Consider the following 22,329-nt stretch of genomic DNA (forward strand, 5'->3'; position numbering starts at 1 on the left):
ACTTGTACCCACTGCTCCCATGGATTGGCGTACACCAAGTTGGGCGCAGTGGTCCCTAAATGCCTGTGAGGTGTACACACTACCGTGGTCGGAATGGAAAATTGCCCCTTTAAGGCTTCCGCGGACTTTTCTGGCATGAGATAAAGCTTCGATAACCAGCGATACCCGCATGTGATCGGCTAGTGCATGTCCGACGAGTTTGCGCGAGTAGACGTCGATGACCGTGGCCAGGTACATGTTCTTGCCGCCCTTACACGGCAGGTAGGTGATATCGCCTACATAGACCTGGTTCGGCTTATCAGCGGTGAATTTGCGGCCTATTAAATCTGGCATGACTCGATGGCCAGGCTTGCGCCTGGTGGTGATGCACCGACGCCGTTTACTAAAGCCTTTCAGCCCCATGGATTTCATGATGCGTGCGACCTTCTTGTGATTGATCGGAGGAAAGTCCGTATCGTCGTTGAGGCTTGCAGCGATGCGTTTAGCACCATAAAGCCCGTGCTCATCATCGAAGATGGCCTTGATTCGTGTCAATCCGACGGCAACATCACACTCACCACTTTTCTGTAGACATAAGACCTAGACCCCGCTAGACACGTGTAAAACAATGCTAGGAACGGCCCTATTTTACAGGAAACATTCTGCCGCATACCGGCGTAACAATAGGGTGTACCCCAGGTGCCCCTACCAGCGCCCGCAGTTGAAGGCTTCACCTACCAAATGGTAAAGTTAGCTATATGCGAACCAGTCAGCGCTCCGAGATCCTGGAAGCTGCCCTCCGCGTCATGAACGCAGCGGAGGGTGGCGACATTACCCTTGACGCAGTGGCCCACGAGGCCGGGCTCACCAAACCGGGATTGCTATATCACTTCCGCAACCGCGACGTACTGCTCGCCGCGATCGTCGACCACGCTGCGGCCAACGTCGAGAACGACATGACTGCCACCCTTGGCAAGCCCCTCGAGAACGCCAACGCCACCGAGCGGCTCCTGAGCTACGTTCACGTCGCCGCCCACGGGGCCGCCAAGCGCGCCGAGTTCATCATCTGGGGCCAAGCGACGTATCGGCCCGAACTCACCGAACCGTGGACTACGCGGATGGGCCGCTGGCTCGAACTCCCGGACGATCTCGACGCCGCCACCCGAGCCAGGCTGACCACCGCCCGACTCGCCGCCGACGGACTCTGGGGCGCCCAGGCCACAGGTGTGTCCACCCTCCACGGCGCGGATCTCGAAGCCGTCGTCTCCAGCATTCGCTCCCTGATCGAAGGAACAACCCCATGAAGCAGTGGTTCCTGCTCGCTGGCGCCATCACTACCGAAGTGGCGGCGACGCTGTCTCTCAAGGCGGCGCTCAATCACCCATCCTGGTACATCGTGGTTGCTGCCGGATACATCGGCACTTTCGTCTTCCTCACCTTCTGCCTGCGCGAAGGAATGCAGATCGGCGTCGCCTATGGCATCTGGGGAGCCAGCGGGGTCGTGCTCGCCGCCGTGCTATCCGCCGCGATTTTCGGTGAACCTCTGACCGCTGTGATGGGTCTTGGAATGGTTGCGATCATCAGCGGTGTCCTCACCGTCGAACTCGGCTCCCAGAAAGCTCAGCAAACCGCAGCCCAGGAAGCAGGAGTCAACTCATGAGATGGATCTTCCTCGCAGGCGCCATCTTGTCCGAAGTCGTCGCGACCATGTCGCTACGAGCCTCCGACGGTGGCCGGGTGAAGAAATGGTTCATCGGCGTCATCGCGGGGTATCTCGTGGCGTTCGTCGCCTTAAGTCTCGCCTTGGCCGACGGCATGGCCCTTGGCGTCGCCTACGGCATCTGGGCAGCATCCGGCGTAGCTCTCACCGCGATCCTCGCCCGGGTCATCTTCCACGAACCCCTCACCCGAACCATGGCCCTCGGCATCCTCCTCATCGCCGTCGGAGTTCTCACCGTTGAACTCGGCGCCAACTTGGCGAACTGACGCATTTCCGCAGGTAAACCAGGCAGATTGGTGTGCTGCACCACGAGGCGCACAGACAAAGGCTCCCCAATGAGCGCCTGTGGGCCTAGCGTTGTGGATGTGATCACCTGTGTCGTCCACTACACCATCGACCCCGACCAGATCGCAGCCTTTGAACAGTTCGCCCGCGCTTGGATGCGGCATGTCGACGAACACGGCGGCACCCACCACGGGTACTACCTACCCGCGGAAGGTGTGAGTGACCGTGCGGAATCCCTGTTCAGCTTCCCCAGCCTGGCTGCCTACGAGCAGTACCGCACCTTGTTCGGCACCCACTCGGACTTCATCGCCGCTGACCGGATTCGAGACGAGTCCGAGTGCGTCCTGCGGTACGAGCGCACCTTCATGCGGCCGCTCCTACCCCAGGGACACTGAAAGGGACTCCGGCAGCACGCTCGGCACAACCCACAACGCCGCAGGTCAGCGCGTACAGATGGGTGTACCTTATCGCTACATTAATTGTTAAAGTGTTGCCGCTGATCTATAAAGCCTGTTACTACCTCCTGAAACATGTATCACTGGGGCCTTTCGTGACATGGTATTTTTACGGTGCTGTTGCAAAGTTGGGGCAGTAGAAAGACCGACGTGAAATAATCAGAGCCATGGGCATCTTCTCCGGTCGGCATTTCCCCCGTGACATCATCCTGTGGGCGGTGCGGTGGTACTGCCGCTACGGCGTGAGCTACCGCGACCTCGAAGAAATGATGACCGAGCGGGGTGTGCCAGTCGATCACACCACGATCTACCGCTGGGTGCAGAAATACGCCCCTGAGCTGGATAAGCACACTCGCTGGTACCGGCAGGTACCCGACTGGCAGGCCCGGTCCTGGCGGGTGGATGAGACCTATATCCGGGTCGGCGGCACGTGGTGCTATCTCTACCGGGCTATTACCGCCGGTGGGCAGACCTTAGATTTCTACCTCTCACCAAAACGGAATGTGGCTGCGGCCAAGCGTTTCCTGGCCAAGACGCTGCGATCGAATACGACAGCCGGGTCCCCGCGGGTCATCAACACCGACAAGGCACCAGCTCTGGCCAAGGCGATCTCCGAGCTGAAGGCGGAGGGAATCTGCCCTCAGATGGTGGAGCACCGGCAGGTGAAATACCTGAACAACGTTCTCGAGGGAGATCATGGCCGACTTAAAAGAATCCTGGGACCGAAGGGGGCGTTCAAAAACCGAATTTCCGCCTACCGGACGCTGAAAGGGATGGAAGCGATGCATTCATTACGGAAAGGTCAGGGCACGATGTTTGCTTATGGGCACCCCAATCCGGACGCGGTGATCGTCAACCGGGTCTTCGAGACGGCCTGAGAACGCCGGCACGCAGCGGCCATCAGGAAATGAGAAACTGGGTCGTCACGGCTCTCCGCCCAACTTTGCAACAGCACCTATCATATATAGTACATGCCAGCTAAAGGCTTTCATCTTTACACAGCGTTGGATTTGTACTCGCGCAAGGTTGTGGGATGGACTGTCCAACACCGACAGGAAAAGACCATCGCTACACGCCTGATTGAACAAGTCATTGCTGACCAGGAGCTCAACGGTCACAGCGTTGAAGTCGTACACACCGACAACGGCAAAGTCATGACCTCACACATGATGAAGGACATGCTGGATGAACACGGCGTGCAGCTGTCATTAATTCGGCCGAATGTTTCGAATGACAATCCATTTGAAGAGTCATCACATCGCACAATCAAGCATCACCGCTATGCGTTAGAAACCTATGATGATATCCAGCATGCGCAGAAAGTCATCGGCAGGATTATCGACGAATACAATAACCGTGACCGCCACAGCGGGCTGAATGGATACACACCTAGTGAAGTGTATTCAGGCACGTGGCGTGACATCCTTGAACATCGCCGAGCAAAGGAAACCGTCTACTACGCGACGCACCCGCACCGCAGACCCAGACCCCGGAAATCCGTCTACAAGCCACCACCTAAAACGGTAGAAATCAACAACGGCAAACCCCTAGCGCCCGAGACATCGAGCGCGTAAAGTAACAACCACGTCAAACAGGGGGATGTTCACAACTCAAAGGCAGGCGCCGATCGAGGGCAAAGGGACCAAAGTAAGAGGACCAAACTAGAGGGACCATCAAGCGAGCCTCTCCACATCCCCGGTTGGCGGGTTACTTATACGCCGAGAAGCCCGTAATCTTCTTGCCCATGATGAGGGATTGCACGGTATCGGTGCCCTCGTAGGTGTGCATGGCCTCGATGTCGGCGAAGTGGCGCGCGATGTCGTTTTCCAGCAGGATGCCAACTCCGCCGAGCATGTCGCGAGCATCGGCAGCAATGCGGCGAGCCGCACGCGTGTTGTGGAGCTTTGCCGCCGAGGCCTGCTCTGGGGCCAAGGTGCCCGCGGTTTCTCGCTGAGAAACCTCACGGCACGTCAGCATCATCTGACTAAGATCCAAGACCATGTTGGCCAAGCGCTGCTGAATAATCTGAGCCTTGGCCAGCTCACGGCCAAACTGGACACGCTCCAGCACATAAGAACGAGCAATCTCGTAGCAGGCCACCGCCGAACCGAGTGCCATCCAGGACACGCCAATGCGCGTCGCGGTGAGCACGCGGGAGACGTCCTTGAAGCTGCGGCAGCCCGGAAGCTGGTTGGCGGCAGGAATGCGGCAATCGGTCAACGTGATGTGTGCCTGGTGAATCGCACGCAGAGAGAGCTTGCCCTCGATGACGGTGGCGGAGTAGCCGGGGGTTTCCTGCGGGACGATGAAGCCGCTAACGTTACCGTCTTCCATACGGGCGTAGATGATGGTGATGCCGCCAGAGGCGCCATTGCCAATCCACTTCTTTTCGCCGTTGAGGACCCACTCGTCACCATCGCGAACCGCGGTAGTTTCCAAAGCGATGGAGTCCGATCCGTGTGCGGGCTCGGTCAGGCCGAATGCGCCAAGCAGCGAGCAGCTAGCCATCTGTGGCAAGTACGAAGCCTTCTGTTCCTCCGAGCCCAACATGGCAATGGAGCGCATAGCCAACCCCGCCTGGACCGCAATAACGGTACCCATCGAGGCATCCGCGCGCGTGATTTCCATGAGCGTAAGGCCAGCACCAAGCGTGGACATCTGCTCGTGACCTTCCACAGCCAGGCCATCAGTCATCACATCCAAGGAACCCAAACGCTCCACCAAGTCCAGCGGATACTCAGATGCCTGCCAGTGCTTGTTGATCACCGGGTCGGAGTACTCGCGGAACTGAGCGGCACGTTTCCAGCCAGCAGCATCGGCCTCAGAGAGGTCGTCGAAGACGCCGAGGAAGTCAGTGGTGCGCTCAAAGAGATTGTGGGACATGGTTGCTTCTCCAGGTAATACGAATGACGATTAGCCACAATTGTGACGTGTATCTCGACACCTGTCAAGCAGTTGCCCTGTACACTAACCACCATTAGCTAGAACAGGAGGACGCCCCACCGTGGCCAACCAGAAACGTCGCGACCAAATCGCCGCCGCCGCACTCGACCTCTTTGACCAACGCGGCTATCACGCCACCGGCATGGAGGACATCGCCAAAGCCGTCGGCATGCGCGCCTCCAGCCTGTACAACCACTACTCCTCCAAACAAGAGCTTCTCGCCGAAGTCACCATCACCGCCATGGAGGACCTCCTGCGCGCCAACGCCGCCTGCCTCGCCGGGCTGAGCGATCCCCGCGACAAGCTCGTCGCCACCATGAAAGCCCACGTCATCTACCACGCCACCCACGCCCGGCGCGTCCGCGTGGTCAACAACGAGCTCACCAACCTCGAAGAGCCTCACAAATCCGTCGTCCTGCAACTGCGCCGCGACTATGTCGCACGGTGGATGGCCGTGGTCAACGAGGGAGACTTTCACGCGGAGAACCTCAAAATCGCCTGCTGGGCGCTCATCGATATGGGCATCGGCGTGGCCCAATGGTTCAGCCCCGACGGGGATTACACCGCCGAGGCTTTAGGTGACATGTACGGCCAGTTCGCCCTGCGCCAACTTACCTAGGGTGCACAACCAATCTGCTGCTCTTCCTCACGCCCATCCGGGTACTGCACGCGCACGCGGGAGTAGACCTCGGCGTGGTAGCCGCAGGCCACGCGCTTATCGACGACCACCTTGACCCGATCCTCGCTAAACTCGCCCTCCGCGCAGTTGGGATCACAGTTGTTCTCGATAGCCACGCCGTCTGCCTCCGCGGCATCCGCACCCCAGTGCTGCCATTCAAGCTGGTTGACCAAGTAGTTATTATCCGCACAGGCCAGCGAGATGCGGTCCGGGCCCTCCAGGCCCGTGACGGAGACACAGTCCAAAATGGCCGTGGCATCGATGGTGGTTTCCACGTCTGGGCCTACGAGTCCAACCACGCGCACCAACTGGCCGGTGGCGGGCAGGACGGAGAAGGAGACGCGGTCGGAATCGCGAATCACGGTGACCAGCTGGTCCTCGCCTTCGCCCTCAACGGTGCCGACCTCATTGCCATCCGCCTCCGCCAGCATGTCATAGGCAATCTTCTGCTGCTCGCTACTCAGTCCCGGCTGGAGCAGCAGCTCCAGCGCGCCTAGCGCGCGATTCGGGGCGGAATCCGCCAGCTTCTCCAGCCCGGCGCGGTCGGTAGCAACGACGAGCTCCTCCGGGTTGATGGAGGGCTGCGGGTCGAAGCCCGGCACCTCGCCTTGCGAGGAGACCTCCACGGCACCGCCAGCATCCACCGCATATTCGGTGATTGCCGTGGCATCGCCGAGGGTATCGACACGCTTCATGTATTCCTTCGCGGTCACGCCCTTATCCACGGCATCGGGCTGGGTTGCGGCTGCCTCGCCGGCCTGGGTCAGAATCTCTGCCGCCGAGGCCACCGGCTCCGAATAATTGAGCAGCGGGAAGGCACCGCCGATGAGCGCGAGCACCGCGACGGACGCCGCCGCAATGGTCCACGTGGGGCGGCCCTTCGTGATCTTTGCGAGGGTGTCTTCGGAGCGGGTGAGGGAGGCGTCGTCAAGCGCAGTGTCGGGAACGGGGTTGGCGGCGCGGAGTTTGTCGAGAGAGTTAGACATCGGTTTCTCCTGTGAGTTCGGAAAGGTGGGTGCGTGCGCGGTGCAGGCGAACGCGCACGTTGTTGCGGGAAATGCCGAGGACCTCGGCGATATCGGGATGGTCGAGCCCCTCCCAGGCATGGAGAGTGAGAATTTCGCGCTCGGCGTGCGAGAGCTGCATCAGCGCGCGCGTGATGTCGAGGTTGGCATCGACTGCGTCATAGCCGGCGTAGGACTCCAGCTCGTGATCATCGAGGTTCTCCGTCTCCCGGCGGGTGCGGTAGAACTCGCGCATCACGTTGCGGGCGATGCCATACAGCCACGGCAGCGGCGTGCCGCGCAACGAGTCGAAGCCGGCCCACGCCCGCTCGAAAACGTCGGCCGCCAGCTCTTCGGCATGGCTCGGTGGGACGCGGCGGCGCAGGTAGGCCAGCACCGCCGGATAATGCTCGCGGAACAGGCGGGAGAACTCCCGCTTGCGCGAACCAGGCAAGGTAAGGACAGACACTAATTAACTCCAGATTCCTATTGGGCTCACTGAGTATGTTGCACCAGACGCCCAAGCGTTACAGCGGACTGATCAAATGGTTTACTAAAGGGGATGGAACCTCTCGAGCTCTCCGCCCTGACGGGCACGCAGTCGCGCACCTACGGCACGCGCAAGATCACTAAACACATGATCTCAGCACCTGTGCACGTGGCCATTGCACTGTGGGACGAGCGCTGGGATTCTGCGGAGGACGGGACTATCGACGGCTGGGTCATTGCCGTCAACACCACGAAGACGCGCTTTGTGCGCAAGGGCCAGATCATAAAGGGCGACATCGTTGAGGTGGCCGTCCGCGAGTTGGAGAAGGCCACGAAGAATATTCGGGGGCGCAAGTGGATCGTCACCGGCCGCCGGCAGGCGGCGCTGCGGGCTGCGTTGGAGGAGCGCGGTTACACCGTGACGGGGAGTTTTGCGGAGGAGAATAGGGCGTCGAAAAGCGCCAGCTCCGTGCGGCGCAAGCAGGCCGGCATCACCGCGCGCCGCGCGAAGAAGGAGGGCGAGGCGCCGCGCAAGAAGCAGGTCGTAAAGGTAGAAACGCCGAAAGCGCACTGGTGGCCGAACTTCTCGACGGCCTCCTCCTGGCCGGAGGGCGCTACCGTGCGCATCGCTACGGATGCCTCCTCGGACACGGTATTCAAGGGCTCCATGTGCTTCGTGGCCAGCAATGGCGACTACCGGTTGCGCACGCGCAAGACGACGGCGAGCACCGATGAGCTTGAGCTCGAATCCTTGACGCTCGCACTGAAGTACCTGCTCAAGGTTGGCGCAACCAAGGCGATCATCGAGTCGGACTCCGTCGCCGCCTTGGAGGCGGTGGAGCAGATTCGGACGAAGGGCTCAAAGGCGGTGCGCTCCCGCGGCATGTGGCGGGGGCTATCCTCGGGCTCGCGCTCGCGCTTCCAGCAGGCATGGCACGACGTGGAGGGGATCTGCGAGGTAACCATCCGTCGGGTGATGGGGCATGCGGGTGACCCGCTGAACCGGGCGGCGGACCAGATTGCGTACATGGGCCTGCGCGCAATTGCGCATCCGATGAAGCAATCGCGGGCGACGCTGAAAGAGGGCATCGCGAAGACGCTGGCTAAGCTCTAATTCGGGGTTCGGCGCACTGGTGGCCTAGGGTAAATCGCATGAGCAATCCCTTTGACTCCAATCCTTTTGAGGAGCCGGCCAAGCCTTTCAGCGGCCGTGGAGCGAACCCCTTCGCGGAGCCCGCGCGTGAGGCGTATGCGGCGCCTTCTGCGACTCCGCCTGTGACGCCTTTCGCGGATCCTTTTGCTGAGCCTTTTGCCGAGTCTGAGCACGCATACGCCCCGGCCCCGCTGCAGGACTATTCCCTCGAGCAGCACTCAACGGGCGGCAAGGTTCACCGCTTTTCCGTCTTCAAGGGCCTGCTCAGCCTGTTCTCATTCTTGGTCGGCTTCACCGCGATTACCGATGGCGACGTAGCCTTCGGCCTCGGCTTCGCTTTGCCCGGCGCGTGGTACTTCATCAAGACGCTGCAGCAGAAAGCCAACCCGACCACGCCGCAGAAGCGCCACTGGTTTGTCATTTGGCTCATCGCCATCGTGCTCATGTTCTTCGGTGCCTAGGCCACAAGCCGCCGCCACACGATGCGCAGCAGCGAATGCGGGGTCGCCACTACCTCGCGCAGGTAGTTCCACGGGCGGTCTCTTCGCGGGGTGCCAACACCATGCGTGCGGACCCGAATCCCTAGGTGCCAGGCCCACATGCGGGTGCGCAGCACGTGGAAGTCATTGGTCACAACGCGGAAGTAGCTATAGTCCGGGCACAGCGCATGTGCGCGCTCAAGATTCTCGTTGGTGCTCGTAGCGAGTGGTTCGAGGCGAATCCGCTCCGGATTAACGCCCCGCTCGATGAGGTAGCGCGCCATCGGCTCCGCTTCCCCGTAACCGGATACGATGATCGGCTCCTCCGGCAGCATGCGAGCCATCACCACCGCGCGGTCCAAGCGGCTGCGCAGCAGCGAGCCGGGCTCGCCGCCCTCCACGCGCGCGCCCAACACCAGAAGCGGAAACTGCATGCCCGCTAGCTTAGCGTGCATACTGGTCAGCATGAGTATGTGCGTAGTCGGCTCTTAAGATCAATCTCCCCGGTCGACTTCCCGCTTTATTCGCCGAGGAGCTGGGAACGCAGGTTCTCGTCCTTCTTCTCTACCTCGGCGGCCATGTTCTCCTGGTAGGCCGCCATCTTCTCCACGAGGGCTGGGTCGCCCGCGGAGAGGATGCGCACGGCGAGCAAGCCGGCGTTCTTGGCACCACCGATGGATACGGTGGCCACCGGAACGCCACCCGGCATCTGCACGATGGAAAGCAGCGAATCGAGACCATCGAGATCCTTCAGCGCGCGCGGGATGCCGATGACCGGCAGCGGCGTGGCCGCGGCAACCATGCCCGGCAGGTGGGCCGCACCACCGGCACAAGCGATGATGGCTTTAAGCCCGCGCTCGTGGGCAGACTTGGCATAAGCCAGCATCTTTTCTGGGGTGCGGTGCGCGCTGACGACGCCCACCTCGAAGGGCACGCCGAACTCGGCGAGCACCTCGGCGGCGGGCTTGACGGTGGGCCAGTCGGAATCGGATCCCATGATCAGGCCGACGAGAGGTTCCATGAAAAATCTCCTTCTTTACTAAGGCTTAAGCTCGCTGCGGGCTTAAGCCCACTGCGCGTGGACGAGGAAGTGGGCAGCATCGTGAGCGATGCGGCGGGTTTCCTCCACATCCTCACCGACGACGTTGACGTGGCCGATCTTGCGGCCCGGCTGGTGGTCCTTGCCATAGAGGTGGACCTTCGCCTCTGGGTAGCGCTCCATGACTTCACGGACGCGCTGCGGCATGGGCATCTGCGGATCTTCTTCGGCACCCAGCACATTGGTCATGACGGTGACCGGCGCTAGGGCTGCGGTGGAGCCGAGCGGCAGGTCCAGCACGGCGCGCAAGTGCTGCTCGAACTGGGAGGTCACGCAACCATCCTGGGTCCAGTGGCCGGTGTTGTGTGGGCGCATCGCCAGCTCGTTGACGGCGATGTCTTCTGCCACGCATACTCCCGGCGCACCGGAGGCGGACGCAATGATGGAGCCGGCGTCTTGCTTCGTCGCAAAGGCGAAGAGCTCCACTGCAAGCACGCCAGTCACGCCGAGCTCGGTAGCTACCTTGATGCCTACCTGCATGGCACGCTCTGCCAACTCCGGGGACAGGTTCGGGGCGGGTGCGAACGCTTCTGCACAGATACCATCTCGTTGCACGGACTCGGTGACCGGCCAAGCCTTCACTTCGCCGGAGGGGCGGCGGGCGACGAGCACGGACAGCTCGCGGGTAAGGGCCACTTTTTCCTCAGCCATCAGCGGGGTGCCTGCCGCGAGAAGTTCTTCTACCAGCGGCTCCAGCTCCTCCGCAGAGGGGAACCACACGCCATGGCCGTCGTAGCCGCCGCGGCGGGCTTTGAGGCACACGTGATCGTCGACAAGCGCGGCAAAATCCCGCGCATCCTCCACCGAGTCGATAGCAGCAAAGCGTGGCACCGGGGCGCCCAGCTCGGCCAGCTTCTGGCGCATGAGCAGCTTGTCCTGCGCGTTGAGGAGGGCGGAAGGCTGGGGCTGGACGTTGAGACCGTCGGCGATGAGCGCCTGGACGTGCTCCGTGGGGACGTGCTCGTGCTCAAAAGTAATCGCGTCCGCGCCTTCCGCAGCGGCGGTGAGCACGTCGAGATCGTGGTAGTCACCGAGCACCACGTCCGGAATCACCTGTGCGGCGGACTTGTCTGGCGCGGAGGCCAGCACGCGCAGGTGGATATCGAGCTCAGCCGCGGCCGGCTGCATCATGCGTGCAAGCTGGCCGTCTCCATAAACAGTAACGAGGGGTTTGTGTTGTTCACTCACTCTTTCAATACTAGCCTTGGGGCCATGATCGTCCGGCATACCATCTTTCAGAACTCCCTCATGACCGCGCTGTTGGATGGCATTTACGACGGCGAAATGACCATCGGCGAGCTCTTGGGCAAGGGCAATTTCGGCATCGGCACCTTCGATGCGCTGGACGGGGAGATGATTATCCTCGACGGCGTGTGCTACCAGCTGCGCGGCGATGGCACCGCCACGGTGGCGGACTTGGACCAGGGAACCCCCTTCGCGGTGGTCACGAACTTTGTCCCCCGTATTAAGGTGGCCGCGCCCACAGGATTAAAGCGCGAGGAGCTTTCGGCCTTCATCGATGAGGTCGAGCCTTCCGCCAACTACATGTACGCGGTGCGTATCACCGGACGCTTCAGCAACGTAGTTACCCGCACGGTGGTCAAGCAGAGCAAGCCTTATCCACCGATGGCTCAGGCGGTGGGCGGCGATAAGGAGCTGCGCTTTGACGACGTCGAGGGCGTCATCGGCGGTTTCCGCACGCCGGTCTTTGAGAAGGGAATCTCCGTTCCCGGATGCCACGTACACTTTATCGACGCCGAGCGCACCTCCGGCGGGCACGTGCTGGACTACACGGTAGATGAGGCCACCATTGAGCTCTGCCCCGGAACGGACCTCGACCTGCGCCTGCCACTGACCCACGAGTTCCGCTCCGCCAACCTGGCACCTGATGACCTAGACCAGCAGCTGCACACGACAGAGATTAAGGACTAACCCCACACCGGCTGTTCGTTAAGGATGCCCTCGACGTACTTGGCTTTGGGGATGGACGGAAAATACATCGGCTTCTCATAGCCATGGAGTGCCAGCGAAATCCCGCCGCGGCGGCGACGCGCGCCGCGGATATCGGTGAGCGGGATCGAATCAACGCGCTTGCCCTCGCGGGCGATGACGCGCAGGTTGGTCACGATGAAGCGCTTGCGGCGGGCCTTGGCAAGGGGCACGATGAAGCGCCAGACGGCAAGCAGGGCCCATAAAGCTACTAAGCCATTGCGAATCGCCAAGTCAATGCCGTTATAGTCACACCAGCCGATGGCAATCCAGCACACACCCGTGACGACGACGAGCTCTAAAAAGGGAAAGAGCAGTGTCCGAAACGGGGCGGTCATGTCCGCGCGCACAACCTCGCCGCGGCCCATCTGCATGAGGTTCATGGGGCACATGGTACCTACCTTCCCACTCGTTCCACGGTCCTCCCCCGCTACCCGAGCGTGAGGGGTGACCGCCTCCTAGCCTCGGCAATCCGGCGGCCCGGCGCGGCATCGCACATGGCATTTCCTAAAAGGCATCAGTCGAAAGGCGTCCTTGCCCCTGAAAACACCATCTGTCGGCCTGCAAAAGGCGTCTTTGGGAGTAAAGACGCCTTTTGACTAATGCCTTCTGACAGACGCCTTGCGAAAAGCGCCATGCGGGATTGTGACAACCTAGCGCGTTCCACCGGGGTTACCTCTCCTCGCAGATGGGGCCAGTGCACGGAAATTTCTAGACCTCACGACTAGCGCACGACGACTAGCGCACGACACAAAACCCTTGACAGCGGGAAAGGCCGGCAGTAGGTTGAGAAACACCTATGCAATCGATTGCACTAGAGGCCACAGGAAGGAGGATTTCATGACTGGAGCCACATTAAAAGATATTGCCGCTGCGGCCGGGGTTTCAGTTTCCACCGCCTCGCGTTCCCTTGCCGGAAATCCTGCTATCTCCGAGAAAACACGGGCAAAGGTAATGAGCATTGCGCAACAGCTCAATTATTTGCCCAACGCTCAGGCACGAGCCTTGAGAAACTCTCGGTCCGACGCCATAGGGCTCATCATCCCCAACTTGGACAATGCCTATTTTGCTGCCATGGCCGCTGCAGTGGAAGAAGAAGCGAATAAGCGCAAACTCTCGACCATAATTACCAGTTGCGGAGAAGACCCAGAGCGCCTAACCAAGGCCCTCGACACCCTCTCCCAACGCCAGGTAGACGGAATCATCAGTGTCCCGCTCGAAGGTGCAGAAGATGCACTGCAGCGCGCGGCGGAATCTCGCCCACTGATACTCATCGATCGTTCTCTTAAAAACCTCCCAGCCGTGGTCTCAAACCCAATTACCGGGATACATGCGGCCGTGGCCCAGCTCAAGAGCAAGGGACACACGTCAATTGGGTATCTCTCTGGCCCCCAAGAAACGTCCACCGGACGCGAGCGCCTCAACGCATTCAAGGACGCAACAACCGGAATGGATATCCACATCCATCACGGCAGCTTCCGCCACCGATCTGGATACAAGGGCGCCATCGCGCTTCTTCAAGAAGGCGTCACAGCCATAGTCGCAGGCGATTCCATGATGACCGCAGGCGCGCTAGAAGCTTGCCATAACGCTGGCAAAAGAATTGGTGAAGAAATCGCACTAGTTGGCTTCGATGACTTCATCTTTTTACGTTTCCAACCAGCGCCAATCTCTGTCATAGACCAGAACGTTACGCGCATGGGAGAAGAAGCTACCGCTCGCTTGGTTGACGCAATTGATAACAAGCGGCAGCCCGAATCGACGGTCATCGATACCCGCTATATCCCACGAATGTCCACCGCCTACCGATTCCCTGGAGAACTCACATGAGTGAAACCGTCCTAAAACTTGAAGGCGTAACCAAGTCCTTCGGCCCCGTTGATGTCATTAAAGGGGTCGACCTCAACGTTCGGCGAGGCCAAGTTCAAGCCCTTTTGGGCGAAAACGGCGCCGGTAAGTCCACGCTCATCAAAATGATTGCGGGCGTACACGAACCGGACTCTGGCCGCATACTAGTAGATGGCAAAGAAGTTAGAATCCCCGATACTAAGGCCTCCGAGGCCCTCGGTATCGCCACTATTCACCAAGAACTCAACTTGGTGCCGACTATGTCGGTAGCTGAAAACATTGTGCTCGGTCGCACTCCGCAACGCTACGGACTTGTCAACCGCAAGCATCTCAAGGCTCAAGCACAAGCAGCCCTACACCTCATCGGACTTGATGTTGACTTGGATACTCCGGTGGGTGAGTTGGGCGTCGCCAAGCAGCAGCTGGTTGAGATCGCCAAAGCCCTTTCCATGAATGCGCGCATCCTTATCTTGGATGAACCCACAGCCGCGTTGACCGGCAAAGAAGTCGATGCGCTCTTTACAGTTCTCGAAGGACTCAAAGCAAAAGGCGTGGCGATGGTGTTTATCAGCCACCACCTGGATGAACTGGCACGGATCGCGGAGACCATTTGCGTACTGCGCGATGGTGCCTTCATCGCCGAGGTCCCTTCCGATACAGATGAGGATGAACTGGTCCGGCTGATGGTCGGTCGCAGTATCGAAAACCAGTACCCGCGCGACACTCCGCCCGAGCGCGGCGATGTCTTGCTTGAAGTTGCAGGCCTGACTACACAAGGTTCGTTTCAGGACATCTCCTTCGAGGTCCACTCCGGCGAAGTTGTCGGTCTCGCCGGACTTGTCGGCGCTGGCCGCACGGAGATCATTCGTGCCATTGCTGGCGCAGACACCTACGATTCAGGATCCATTCGTGTGAATGGCCAAGAACTTCGAGGCGGCGACATCGGCGCCGCAATTCGCGCCGGGGTGGGACATATCCCCGAGGACCGGAAAGCACAGGCGCTAGTCCTGGATGCTTCGGTAGCAGACAATCTCGGTTTCGCGACGCTCTACCCCACCGCTAGAGCTGGGATTGCGGACCGTTCTGGCCAACATCGGCGTGCGGGAGAAGTGGCAGAAAAACTTCGTATACGCATGTCCGGGCTTGACCAGGCTATCCGCAATCTCTCCGGCGGAAACCAGCAAAAGGCAGTCTTCGGCCGGTGGGTCCTCGCCAACTCAAAAGTTCTCTTACTCGATGAGCCAACCCGCGGCGTCGACGTAGGCGCCAAGGTCGAAATCTACAACATCATTAACGAGGTTACGGCAGCCGGTGGCGCGGTCCTCATGGCTTCCTCTGATCTACCAGAGGTACTTGGAATGTCTGACCGGATCCTCGTCATGTCAGGGGGCCAACTTGCCGGGCAACTGCCAAAAGACTCCACTCAAGACGAGGTCATGACCCTCGCCGTAGCCAACGTAACTTCAGCAACCTCCGCTGCCGCTACTAACTCCGCTAGCCACGACCCCAAGGATTAATTATGACCAAGAATCGTGTAACCAACTGGGCTCTGAACAATGGCGCTCTCGTCGGCCTCATCGCGCTGTGCATAGCGCTTTTCATCGCCACCCCGTATTTTTTAACCGTAACGAATCTACTTAACGTAGGCATCCAGGCAGCTACCGTGGCCATCCTAGCTTTCGGCATGACCTTCGTTATTGTTACCGCGGGAATCGACCTTTCTGTCGGTTCTGTAGCCGCTCTTGGCGCTATGGTGTCGGCCTATATGTTCTCCACTGCTGGGCTTCCGGGCTGGCTGACTCTCCTCATTGGTCTCGGTGTGGGTGCCTTGGCGGGCGCTATCTGTGGAATGGCCACTGCGTGGGGAAAGATTCCCTCCTTCATTGCAACACTGGCAATGATGTCTATTGCGCGTGGCCTAACCCTCGTCATCTCGCAAGGCTCTCCCATTGAGACCGCGCCTTCGGTCAACTTCTTTGGCAGCGACGTCGCCGGCCTCCCCGTGCCCATCATCATGATGGTGATCGCTGGGCTCCTCTGTTGGTTCATCCTCGAGCGCACTGTGCTCGGTCGTTCCATGTACGCGATCGGAGGAAATCTCGAAGCAGCTCGCCTCTCCGGTCTCCCAGTCAAGCGCATCCAGATCGCAGTTTTCGCGCTTTCTGGGTTCTTCGCAGCGTGGGCAGGCATGGTTATGGCGGGCCGACTCGAATCTGCGCAACCGCAAGCAGGCACCGGTTATGAGCTGGATGCCATCGCCGCAGTCGTCATCGGTGGTGCCTCGCTGTCTGGTGGACAAGGCAAAGCAACGGGGACTCTGGTTGGCGCTATTTTGCTGGCTGTCATCCGAAACGGCCTCAACCTCCTCAATGTTTCCTCCTTCTGGCAGCAAATCGTCATCGGTTTAGTCATCGCGTTGGCCGTGGGCTTCGACGTCTTCCGCAATAAGACGGCCAACTAAGGAGCGCCTCATGAAAAAGATCATTTCTGCAGTTCTCGTTGCCGTTCTTGCTTTGGGTTTGGTCTCATGCAACCGCTCGGAGGAAGACCGTCAGCGCATAACTCTTGCGCTATCAACCCAGACAAACCCCTTCTTCGTTGAGCTACGCCATGGCGCACAGGACAAGGCCAAAGAACTCGGAGTCCCCCTCGATATCCAAGACGCCTCGGATGATCCTGCTCAGCAAGTCAATCAACTCGGCAACGCTACGTCGATGGGCGCGAAAGTGGTGGTTGTTAACCCCACAGACTCCGATGCTGTAGCTCCAGCAGTACGCGGAATCAAGAACAATGGTGTCCCTGTGGTCGGTGTAGACCGCGACGTTAACGGCGTAGATTTGGATTCCATGGTTGCCTCCGACAATGTCGCCGGCGGTGCCCAAGCAGCAGATCAACTGGCCAAATCCATCGGCGAGGAAGGTGACATCCTCATCCTGCAGGGCACCGCAGGTACGTCGGCCTCGCGCGAACGTGGCAAGGGCTTCGAGTCACAGATTGCCAAGTACCCGGGCATCAAGGTGGTTGCTAAACAGTCGGCAAATTTTGATCGTACAGAGGGGCTCAATGTAGCCACCAACCTTTTGCAAGCCAACCCGAACATCAAGGCCATCTTTGCGGAGAACGATGAAATGGCCCTTGGCGCCATCGAAGCCCTGGGATCGCGCGCTGGTTCCGAGGTCAAGATCGTGGCCTTTGACGGTACTTTCGACGGACTTAAGGCTGTCAAGGACGGCAAGCTGGAAGCTACTATCGCTCAGCAACCAGCCGAGCTCGGTGCCCGCGCCATCGAGCAAGCCGCACAACTCCTGCATGGTGAAAAGGCACAGAAATCTGTCCCCGTAGAAGTCATCACCGTTACCCGCGACAACGTAGAGGAATTCCAATGAGCAAGTTAACTGTCGTCGGTTCTATCAATGCCGATCTCATCGTCCACGCCGAGCGCCACCCTCAGCCCGGTGAGACCCTGCTGGGTTCTGGCGGTGAAATCCTAGCCGGGGGCAAGGGCGCAAACCAGGCAGTGGCCGCGGCCCAACTTGGTGCGCATGTCGCTTTCGTTGGCGCCGTAGGGTCTGATCCCTATGCGGAACCCGCTATGCATTACATGCGGACCTCGGGTATCGATCTCAGTGCAGTAGAGCAGGTAGACACCAATACTGGCCTCGCTGTCATCACTGTTTCCGCCGACGGCGAGAACACCATCGTCATTTCCCCCGGCGCTAACGCTCAAGTCGACTCAGATTTTGTCGCCGCTCGCGCCTCCACCATCGCCGATGCCGACATTGTTCTCCTACAAGGTGAAATCCCTGCTTCCGGTTTTCAAGCCGCAGTAGAACACAGCAATGGACGCGTCGTGGTTAACCTCGCCCCTGTTGTCCAAGTCGACCGTGAAAGCCTGCTGCAAGCCAATCCGCTTCTTGCCAATGAGCACGAGGCTGGTCTCATTTTAGAGCAGCTCGGTCTTCCCTCCGATGGCACCCCTCACGAGCTTGCTCACCGACTTATTGAGGCTGGCTTCCGCTCCGTAGTCTTAACCCTTGGCGCGCGTGGAGCGTACGTAGCCACCCCAGAAGGCGGCACGGATATACCTACCCCACGCGTGACCACCATAGATACCACCGGTGCTGGCGACGCCTTCGCCGGCGCGTTGTGCTCCCGACTCTTGCAGGGCGACTCACTCATCGATGCGGCCTCATTCGCTGCCCGCGTCGGAGCTTTCGCTACAACCGGCAATGGAGCACAGCCTTCTTACCCAACTACTTCTTCACGCTTACCGGAGGTGGACAATGCGTAAATCTGGAATCCTCAACCCTGCACTCGCCAGCGCCGTTGCTCGCCTTGGGCACACCGATACTTTCGTCATCGCGGATTGCGGGCTTCCCATACCGCAGGATGTGACAGTTATTGATTTGACGTTAACCTTTGGCATCCCTTCCTTCGGCGATACGCTTTCCGCGTTACTCGCCGAAGTAGTAGTAGAGGCAGCCACGATTGCGGATTCCACTCCGCCAGAGGTTCGGACGCTGCTTCCCAGCATCCCACTTACGGAAGTCGCGCACGAGGAGCTCAAACGTCAAGTCGCCGACGCCTCTTTCGTGGTGCGCACTGGGTCAACAACGCCGTTTTCCAATGTGATCTTTCGCTCCGGCGTGCCCTTTTAAAACACCTTTCGATCCTTCCAAAAAGCACGCACTCCCAACTCGCTACTGACCAGCTGGGCGCAGGTGGATGACATCACCCGCGGAGTAGTACTCACCGCCGACGTTGATACGGCCGTCGTCCGCCACGCCCTCAACAGTGCCGGTCACATCGCCCGTCGGGGCTTCGAGGCGGACTTCCTGACCAATCGAAGAACAAACCTTGCGGTAATCAGCCATGAGCTGCGGATCCTGCTTCTCCCATTGGGTGATGCGGTGGCGCAGGTTCTTCAGCACGGTGATGGCCAGCTCGGTGCGGTCGGTATCAAGCCCCTCGAGCGCGAGAGAGGTTGCGGCCTCGATGGGCAGTTCCTCCCTCGTCAACGTCACGTTGATGCCCATGCCCACGACCACGCGGGCTGAGGGCGGATTAGCGGCCTCTGTCTTCGGGGCGATTTCGGCCTTATTCACTTCAGCTTTGTTGATTTCAGCTTTGTTGATCTCTGCCTTGTTGACTTCTGTCTTGGAGACCTCCGTCTTCGGAGCAGACTTGAAGGCCTCACCCACCGGACCGGCCTCCGCGAGGATGCCGCAGAGCTTCTTGCCGTCGATCTGCACGTCATTCGGCCACTTGAGTACCGCTCCCTCGACGGTATCCGTCACGGCCAAACCTGCGGCTAGAGGCAGGGTGCCCAAGTGGTCGAGCGAATCCGGAAGGATGAGCACGGAGAAAATGAGCTGGGATCCAGCCGGACTCACCCACTGACGGCCCAAGCGGCCTTTGCCGGACACCTGCTCGTTGGCGAGCAGCACGGTGCCATCGGCAACCTTCTCCGCCTCCATGAGATCGGTGTTGGTCGAGCCAGTGGACTCGGTGTAATCGATGACGGAAAAATCACCGTCGAGAGCTTCGCGGATGCGGTCAAGATTTAGAGCTGTCATACTGCCAACCCTACCCGCCGTTAGTACTCGACCACGCGCACTGTGTCCGCAGCGAGTGCTAGTGTATGTGCATGGCAAAGGTCACTTTTGAGAACGTCGGCATCACCTATCCCCGCGCCGAGAACCCCACGGTCAAAGACCTCAATCTCGAGATCGCGGATGGCGAGTTTCTAGTCCTCGTCGGCCCGTCCGGCTGCGGTAAGTCCACTACCCTGCGCGCCCTCGCAGGACTTGAACCGGTCTCCAGCGGCCGCATCCTCATCGATGGCAAAGACGTCACGGGGCTCGAGCCCGGCGAGCGCGATATCGCCATGGTCTTCCAGAACTACGCCCTCTACCCGCACCTCACCGTGGCCCAGAACATGGGCTTCGCCCTCAAGCTGGCCAAGATGCCCAAGGCTGAAATCAAAGCCAAGGTAGAGGAAGCCGCGAAGACTCTAGGGTTAACGGAGTACCTGGAGCGTAAGCCGAAGGATCTATCCGGTGGCCAGCGCCAGCGCGTCGCCATGGGCCGCGCCATCGTGCGCGAGCCCAAGGCATTCCTCATGGATGAGCCGCTATCTAACCTGGATGCCAAGCTGCGCGTGCAAACCCGTGCGGAGCTGGCCAGCCTCCAGCAGCGCCTCGGCACCACCACCGTCTACGTCACCCACGACCAGGTGGAGGCCATGACCATGGGAGACCGCGTCGCCGTGCTCAAGGACGGTGTCCTGCAGCAGGTTGCACCGCCGCGCGAGCTGTACGACTCCCCCGCTAACGAATTCGTCGCCGGCTTCATCGGCTCCCCCGCGATGAACATCTTTGACTACAACGGTGGCCGCGTTGGCGTTCGCCCAGAGAAGATGTTCATCAACAAGGGACCGGTGGGCTTCCAAGGCACCGTGGAATTCGTAGAAGAGCTAGGCTCCGAGTCCTTCGTCTACGTCATGGTGGGTGAGCAGCGCTTCGTTGCCCGCGCGAGCGATAACGTTCCACAGCGCGGGGACAACGTCGTCCTCACCTTCAACCCCCGGGAGGCGCACCGCTTCGATCCTGAAACCGGACAGCGCATCGAGGTTTAAGAAGAATCAGGGGTAGTTTTACCCCCATTTTGAGTGAATTAAACGTCAAAACCACGTGCACTGTGGGGGTGATCCCCTATTTTGAAGTCACCAGAAGTTTTCCGAAAGGTGAATACTCCATGAAGAAGCCGTTTCTCCCTAGCTCGCTGCGCTCTGTCCGCCGCGGCGTAGTCGTTACCACCGCTGCCCTTGCTCTGACCTTGGCGGGTTGCTCGTCGAGCGACGAGGGATCGTCGTCAAGCGCTGGCTCCGATGCCGCCTCGACGGATGGTGACGGCCGCGGCCCCATCACCTTTGCCATGGGCAAGAACGATACCGACAAGATCACGCCCATCATCGAGGCATGGAACGCCGAGCACCCAGATGAGAAGGTCGAGCTCAAGGAGCTCGCCGGCGAGGCCGACGCTCAGCGCGAGACCCTCGTGCAGTCCCTGCAGGCGGGCAACTCTGACTACGATGTCATGGCGCTGGACGTGGTCTGGACCGCGGACTTCGCCGCTAACCAGTGGCTGGCACCGTTGACCGGTGACCTCGAGGTGGATACCTCCGGACTGCTGGAGCCCACCGTGGAATCCGCCACCTACAACGACACTCTCTACGCGCTGCCGCAGAACACCAACGGCCAGCTGCTCTTCCGCAACACCGAGTTGGCGGACAAGGCTCCGGAGAAGTTCGACGACATCGCTTCTGCTTGTGAGGCCATCAAGGGTGATGCTTCCTGCCTGACCACCCAGCTCAAGCAGTACGAGGGTCTCACCGTGAACACCGCCGGCTTCATCGAGGGCTGGGGCGGCTCCATCCTGGATGACGAGGGCAACGTCGCCGTTGACTCGGACGAGGCGAAGGAAGGCCTGCAGGCGCTTGTCGACGCCTACGAGGACGGCACCATCTCCAAGGACTCCACCGCCACAACGGAGGAGGAGACCAACCTTGCTTTCACTGAGGGCAAGACCGCTTTTGCCATCAACTGGCCGTACATGTACACCAACGCCGAAGAGGCTGGCGTGAAGTTTGAGGTCCAGCCGCTGGTGGGCAAGGACGGCGTCGGTGTGTCTACCCTCGGTGGCTACAACAACGGCATCAATATCAACTCCGAGCACAAGGCTACGGCCCTGGACTTCATGAAGTTCATCATCAACGAGGAGAACCAGAAGTCCTTCGCCGAGGCTTCCTTCCCGCCGGTGCTGGCTTCCATCTACGACGATGACTCCTTGGTCGAGGAGTTCCCGTACCTGCCGGCTCTGAAGGAATCCCTGGAGAACGCCGCACCGCGTCCGGTCTCCCCGTTCTACACCGCCATCTCCAAGGCGGTGCAGGATAACGCCTACGCGGCACTGACCGCGGGCAAGTCCGTCGATGACGCCACGAAGGATATGAAGGCAGCCATCGAAGCCGCTTCGCAGGGTTAATTTCCCAGCGTGCATGGGGGCGCGAGTAAGTCCACGTGACTTGCCCGCGCCTCCTTCTGCGATCCGGGCTCTTTTCTCCCAGAGGAAGTCCGGGCTACCCGCTATGATTTCCCCAACCCCCGTTAAACCCCTTCTCCCCCTATGAATTAGAAAGGCAGGCA

The 22,329-nt window shown here is 60.0% G+C and carries 26 protein-coding genes and 1 pseudogene; 18 read left to right on the forward strand and 9 right to left on the reverse strand.

The genetic code is table 11. The features are described 5' to 3' along the window. Nucleotides 1-528: pseudogene (locus tag HMPREF2635_RS05355) on the reverse strand (IS3 family transposase); the annotation flags it as partial. Nucleotides 529-737: 209 nt separating this feature from the next. Here HMPREF2635_RS05355 and HMPREF2635_RS05360 point away from each other — a divergent pair. From HMPREF2635_RS05360 to HMPREF2635_RS05385, 6 genes are all read left to right on the forward strand, one after another. Next, on the forward strand, nt 738-1,283 hold the full coding sequence (locus HMPREF2635_RS05360) for a TetR/AcrR family transcriptional regulator (RefSeq protein ID WP_034666346.1): 546 nt from the start codon (nt 738-740) through the stop codon (nt 1,281-1,283). Further along, nucleotides 1,280-1,639: a DMT family transporter gene (locus HMPREF2635_RS05365; RefSeq protein ID WP_048733039.1), complete on the forward strand. Its 360-nt coding sequence runs from the start codon at nt 1,280-1,282 to the stop codon at nt 1,637-1,639. Before HMPREF2635_RS05360 ends, HMPREF2635_RS05365 begins: the two co-directional genes overlap by 4 nt. Next, a complete protein-coding gene (locus HMPREF2635_RS05370) occupies nt 1,636-1,965 on the forward strand; it encodes a DMT family transporter (protein ID WP_003849969.1) in 330 nt (109 codons plus the stop codon). The genes HMPREF2635_RS05365 and HMPREF2635_RS05370 overlap by 4 nt, the downstream gene beginning before the upstream one ends. A gap of 99 nt (nt 1,966-2,064) precedes the next feature. Continuing rightward, the gene (locus HMPREF2635_RS05375; RefSeq protein WP_174232238.1) at nt 2,065-2,379 is read left to right on the forward strand and encodes an NIPSNAP family protein; all 315 of its coding nucleotides are present in this window, start codon (nt 2,065-2,067) and stop codon (nt 2,377-2,379) included. A gap of 227 nt (nt 2,380-2,606) precedes the next feature. After that, entirely contained in the window at nt 2,607-3,317 is a 711-nt protein-coding gene (locus HMPREF2635_RS05380) for an IS6 family transposase (RefSeq protein WP_070515977.1), read from the forward strand. Nucleotides 3,318-3,410: 93 nt separating this feature from the next. Then, entirely contained in the window at nt 3,411-4,013 is a 603-nt protein-coding gene (locus HMPREF2635_RS05385; RefSeq protein WP_070523112.1) for a DDE-type integrase/transposase/recombinase, read from the forward strand. 133 nt (nt 4,014-4,146) lie between these two features. Here the strand turns inward: HMPREF2635_RS05385 and HMPREF2635_RS05390 are convergent, their stop codons facing one another. Continuing rightward, complete coding sequence (locus HMPREF2635_RS05390) at nt 4,147-5,322, reverse strand: acyl-CoA dehydrogenase family protein (protein WP_070515979.1); 1,176 nt, start codon at nt 5,320-5,322, stop codon at nt 4,147-4,149. A 121-nt stretch (nt 5,323-5,443) separates the two neighbouring features. On the opposite strand from HMPREF2635_RS05390, the gene HMPREF2635_RS05395 reads away from it, so the two are divergent. Further along, nucleotides 5,444-6,001 carry a TetR/AcrR family transcriptional regulator gene (locus HMPREF2635_RS05395; protein ID WP_070515980.1) on the forward strand — a complete coding sequence of 186 codons (558 nt, stop codon included), beginning with the start codon at nt 5,444-5,446 and terminating at the stop codon, nt 5,999-6,001. Here HMPREF2635_RS05395 and HMPREF2635_RS05400 read toward each other — a convergent pair. Both HMPREF2635_RS05400 and HMPREF2635_RS05405 read right to left on the reverse strand, forming a co-directional pair. Further along, nucleotides 5,998-7,047, reverse strand: coding sequence for a hypothetical protein (locus tag HMPREF2635_RS05400; RefSeq protein WP_070515981.1), 1,050 nt, complete (start codon nt 7,045-7,047; stop codon nt 5,998-6,000). The genes HMPREF2635_RS05395 and HMPREF2635_RS05400 overlap by 4 nt on opposite strands. Further along, entirely contained in the window at nt 7,040-7,534 is a 495-nt protein-coding gene (locus HMPREF2635_RS05405) for an RNA polymerase sigma factor (protein ID WP_046647003.1), read from the reverse strand. Before HMPREF2635_RS05405 ends, HMPREF2635_RS05400 begins: the two co-directional genes overlap by 8 nt. A 93-nt stretch (nt 7,535-7,627) precedes the next feature. Between HMPREF2635_RS05405 and HMPREF2635_RS05410 the strand changes: the two genes are divergently transcribed. After that, a complete protein-coding gene (locus HMPREF2635_RS05410) occupies nt 7,628-8,668 on the forward strand; it encodes a ribonuclease HI (protein ID WP_070515984.1) in 1,041 nt (346 codons plus the stop codon). Nucleotides 8,669-8,706: 38 nt separating this feature from the next. Further along, complete coding sequence (locus tag HMPREF2635_RS05415; RefSeq protein WP_049156335.1) at nt 8,707-9,168, forward strand: hypothetical protein; 462 nt, start codon at nt 8,707-8,709, stop codon at nt 9,166-9,168. On the opposite strand, the gene HMPREF2635_RS05420 is transcribed toward HMPREF2635_RS05415, so the two are convergent. From HMPREF2635_RS05420 to HMPREF2635_RS05430, 3 genes are all read right to left on the reverse strand, one after another. Next, entirely contained in the window at nt 9,165-9,620 is a 456-nt protein-coding gene (locus tag HMPREF2635_RS05420; protein ID WP_070516035.1) for a YdcF family protein, read from the reverse strand. The genes HMPREF2635_RS05415 and HMPREF2635_RS05420 overlap by 4 nt on opposite strands. An 86-nt stretch (nt 9,621-9,706) precedes the next feature. Then, the gene (gene purE, locus HMPREF2635_RS05425; protein WP_046647007.1) at nt 9,707-10,207 is read right to left on the reverse strand and encodes a 5-(carboxyamino)imidazole ribonucleotide mutase; all 501 of its coding nucleotides are present in this window, start codon (nt 10,205-10,207) and stop codon (nt 9,707-9,709) included. Between the two features lie 42 nt (nt 10,208-10,249). Beyond that, nucleotides 10,250-11,512 (reverse strand): 5-(carboxyamino)imidazole ribonucleotide synthase, encoded by a 1,263-nt coding sequence (locus HMPREF2635_RS05430; protein WP_070515986.1) that lies wholly within the window; start codon nt 11,510-11,512, stop codon nt 10,250-10,252. On the opposite strand from HMPREF2635_RS05430, the gene budA reads away from it, so the two are divergent. Further along, nucleotides 11,498-12,217: an acetolactate decarboxylase gene (gene budA, locus HMPREF2635_RS05435; protein ID WP_070515988.1), complete on the forward strand. Its 720-nt coding sequence runs from the start codon at nt 11,498-11,500 to the stop codon at nt 12,215-12,217. The genes HMPREF2635_RS05430 and budA overlap by 15 nt on opposite strands. Here budA and HMPREF2635_RS05440 read toward each other — a convergent pair. Further along, complete coding sequence (locus HMPREF2635_RS05440; RefSeq protein ID WP_070516038.1) at nt 12,214-12,657, reverse strand: hypothetical protein; 444 nt, start codon at nt 12,655-12,657, stop codon at nt 12,214-12,216. The genes budA and HMPREF2635_RS05440 overlap by 4 nt on opposite strands. A 457-nt stretch (nt 12,658-13,114) precedes the next feature. Between HMPREF2635_RS05440 and HMPREF2635_RS05445 the strand changes: the two genes are divergently transcribed. The 6 genes from HMPREF2635_RS05445 to rbsD are packed head-to-tail and all read left to right on the forward strand — an operon-like array spanning nt 13,115 to nt 18,780. After that, nucleotides 13,115-14,104, forward strand: coding sequence for a LacI family DNA-binding transcriptional regulator (locus HMPREF2635_RS05445; RefSeq protein WP_046647010.1), 990 nt, complete (start codon nt 13,115-13,117; stop codon nt 14,102-14,104). Further along, nucleotides 14,101-15,639 carry a sugar ABC transporter ATP-binding protein gene (locus HMPREF2635_RS05450; RefSeq protein WP_049156342.1) on the forward strand — a complete coding sequence of 513 codons (1,539 nt, stop codon included), beginning with the start codon at nt 14,101-14,103 and terminating at the stop codon, nt 15,637-15,639. The genes HMPREF2635_RS05445 and HMPREF2635_RS05450 overlap by 4 nt, the downstream gene beginning before the upstream one ends. 2 nt (nt 15,640-15,641) lie before the next feature. Next, nucleotides 15,642-16,583 carry an ABC transporter permease gene (locus HMPREF2635_RS05455; protein WP_046647012.1) on the forward strand — a complete coding sequence of 314 codons (942 nt, stop codon included), beginning with the start codon at nt 15,642-15,644 and terminating at the stop codon, nt 16,581-16,583. 10 nt (nt 16,584-16,593) lie between these two features. Then, nucleotides 16,594-17,508 carry a D-ribose ABC transporter substrate-binding protein gene (locus tag HMPREF2635_RS05460; protein WP_070515990.1) on the forward strand — a complete coding sequence of 305 codons (915 nt, stop codon included), beginning with the start codon at nt 16,594-16,596 and terminating at the stop codon, nt 17,506-17,508. Then, nucleotides 17,505-18,413, forward strand: a complete 909-nt coding sequence (locus tag HMPREF2635_RS05465; protein WP_049156354.1) for a ribokinase — start codon at nt 17,505-17,507, stop codon at nt 18,411-18,413. The genes HMPREF2635_RS05460 and HMPREF2635_RS05465 overlap by 4 nt, the downstream gene beginning before the upstream one ends. After that, nucleotides 18,406-18,780 carry a D-ribose pyranase gene (gene rbsD, locus HMPREF2635_RS05470; protein WP_049156355.1) on the forward strand — a complete coding sequence of 125 codons (375 nt, stop codon included), beginning with the start codon at nt 18,406-18,408 and terminating at the stop codon, nt 18,778-18,780. Before HMPREF2635_RS05465 ends, rbsD begins: the two co-directional genes overlap by 8 nt. A 42-nt stretch (nt 18,781-18,822) precedes the next feature. Here the strand turns inward: rbsD and HMPREF2635_RS05475 are convergent, their stop codons facing one another. Then, the gene (locus HMPREF2635_RS05475; protein WP_070515991.1) at nt 18,823-19,698 is read right to left on the reverse strand and encodes a biotin--[acetyl-CoA-carboxylase] ligase; all 876 of its coding nucleotides are present in this window, start codon (nt 19,696-19,698) and stop codon (nt 18,823-18,825) included. Nucleotides 19,699-19,769: 71 nt separating this feature from the next. Between HMPREF2635_RS05475 and HMPREF2635_RS05480 the strand changes: the two genes are divergently transcribed. Both HMPREF2635_RS05480 and HMPREF2635_RS05485 read left to right on the forward strand, forming a co-directional pair. Beyond that, nucleotides 19,770-20,759, forward strand: coding sequence for an ABC transporter ATP-binding protein (locus HMPREF2635_RS05480; protein ID WP_070515993.1), 990 nt, complete (start codon nt 19,770-19,772; stop codon nt 20,757-20,759). 119 nt (nt 20,760-20,878) lie between these two features. Then, nucleotides 20,879-22,168, forward strand: coding sequence for an ABC transporter substrate-binding protein (locus HMPREF2635_RS05485; RefSeq protein WP_070515995.1), 1,290 nt, complete (start codon nt 20,879-20,881; stop codon nt 22,166-22,168). The last annotated feature ends 161 nt before the right edge of the window (nt 22,169-22,329 follow it).

The sequence above is a fragment of the Corynebacterium sp. HMSC035E02 genome (genome assembly GCF_001836065.1).
GTDB lineage: Bacteria > Actinomycetota > Actinomycetes > Mycobacteriales > Mycobacteriaceae > Corynebacterium > Corynebacterium hiratae.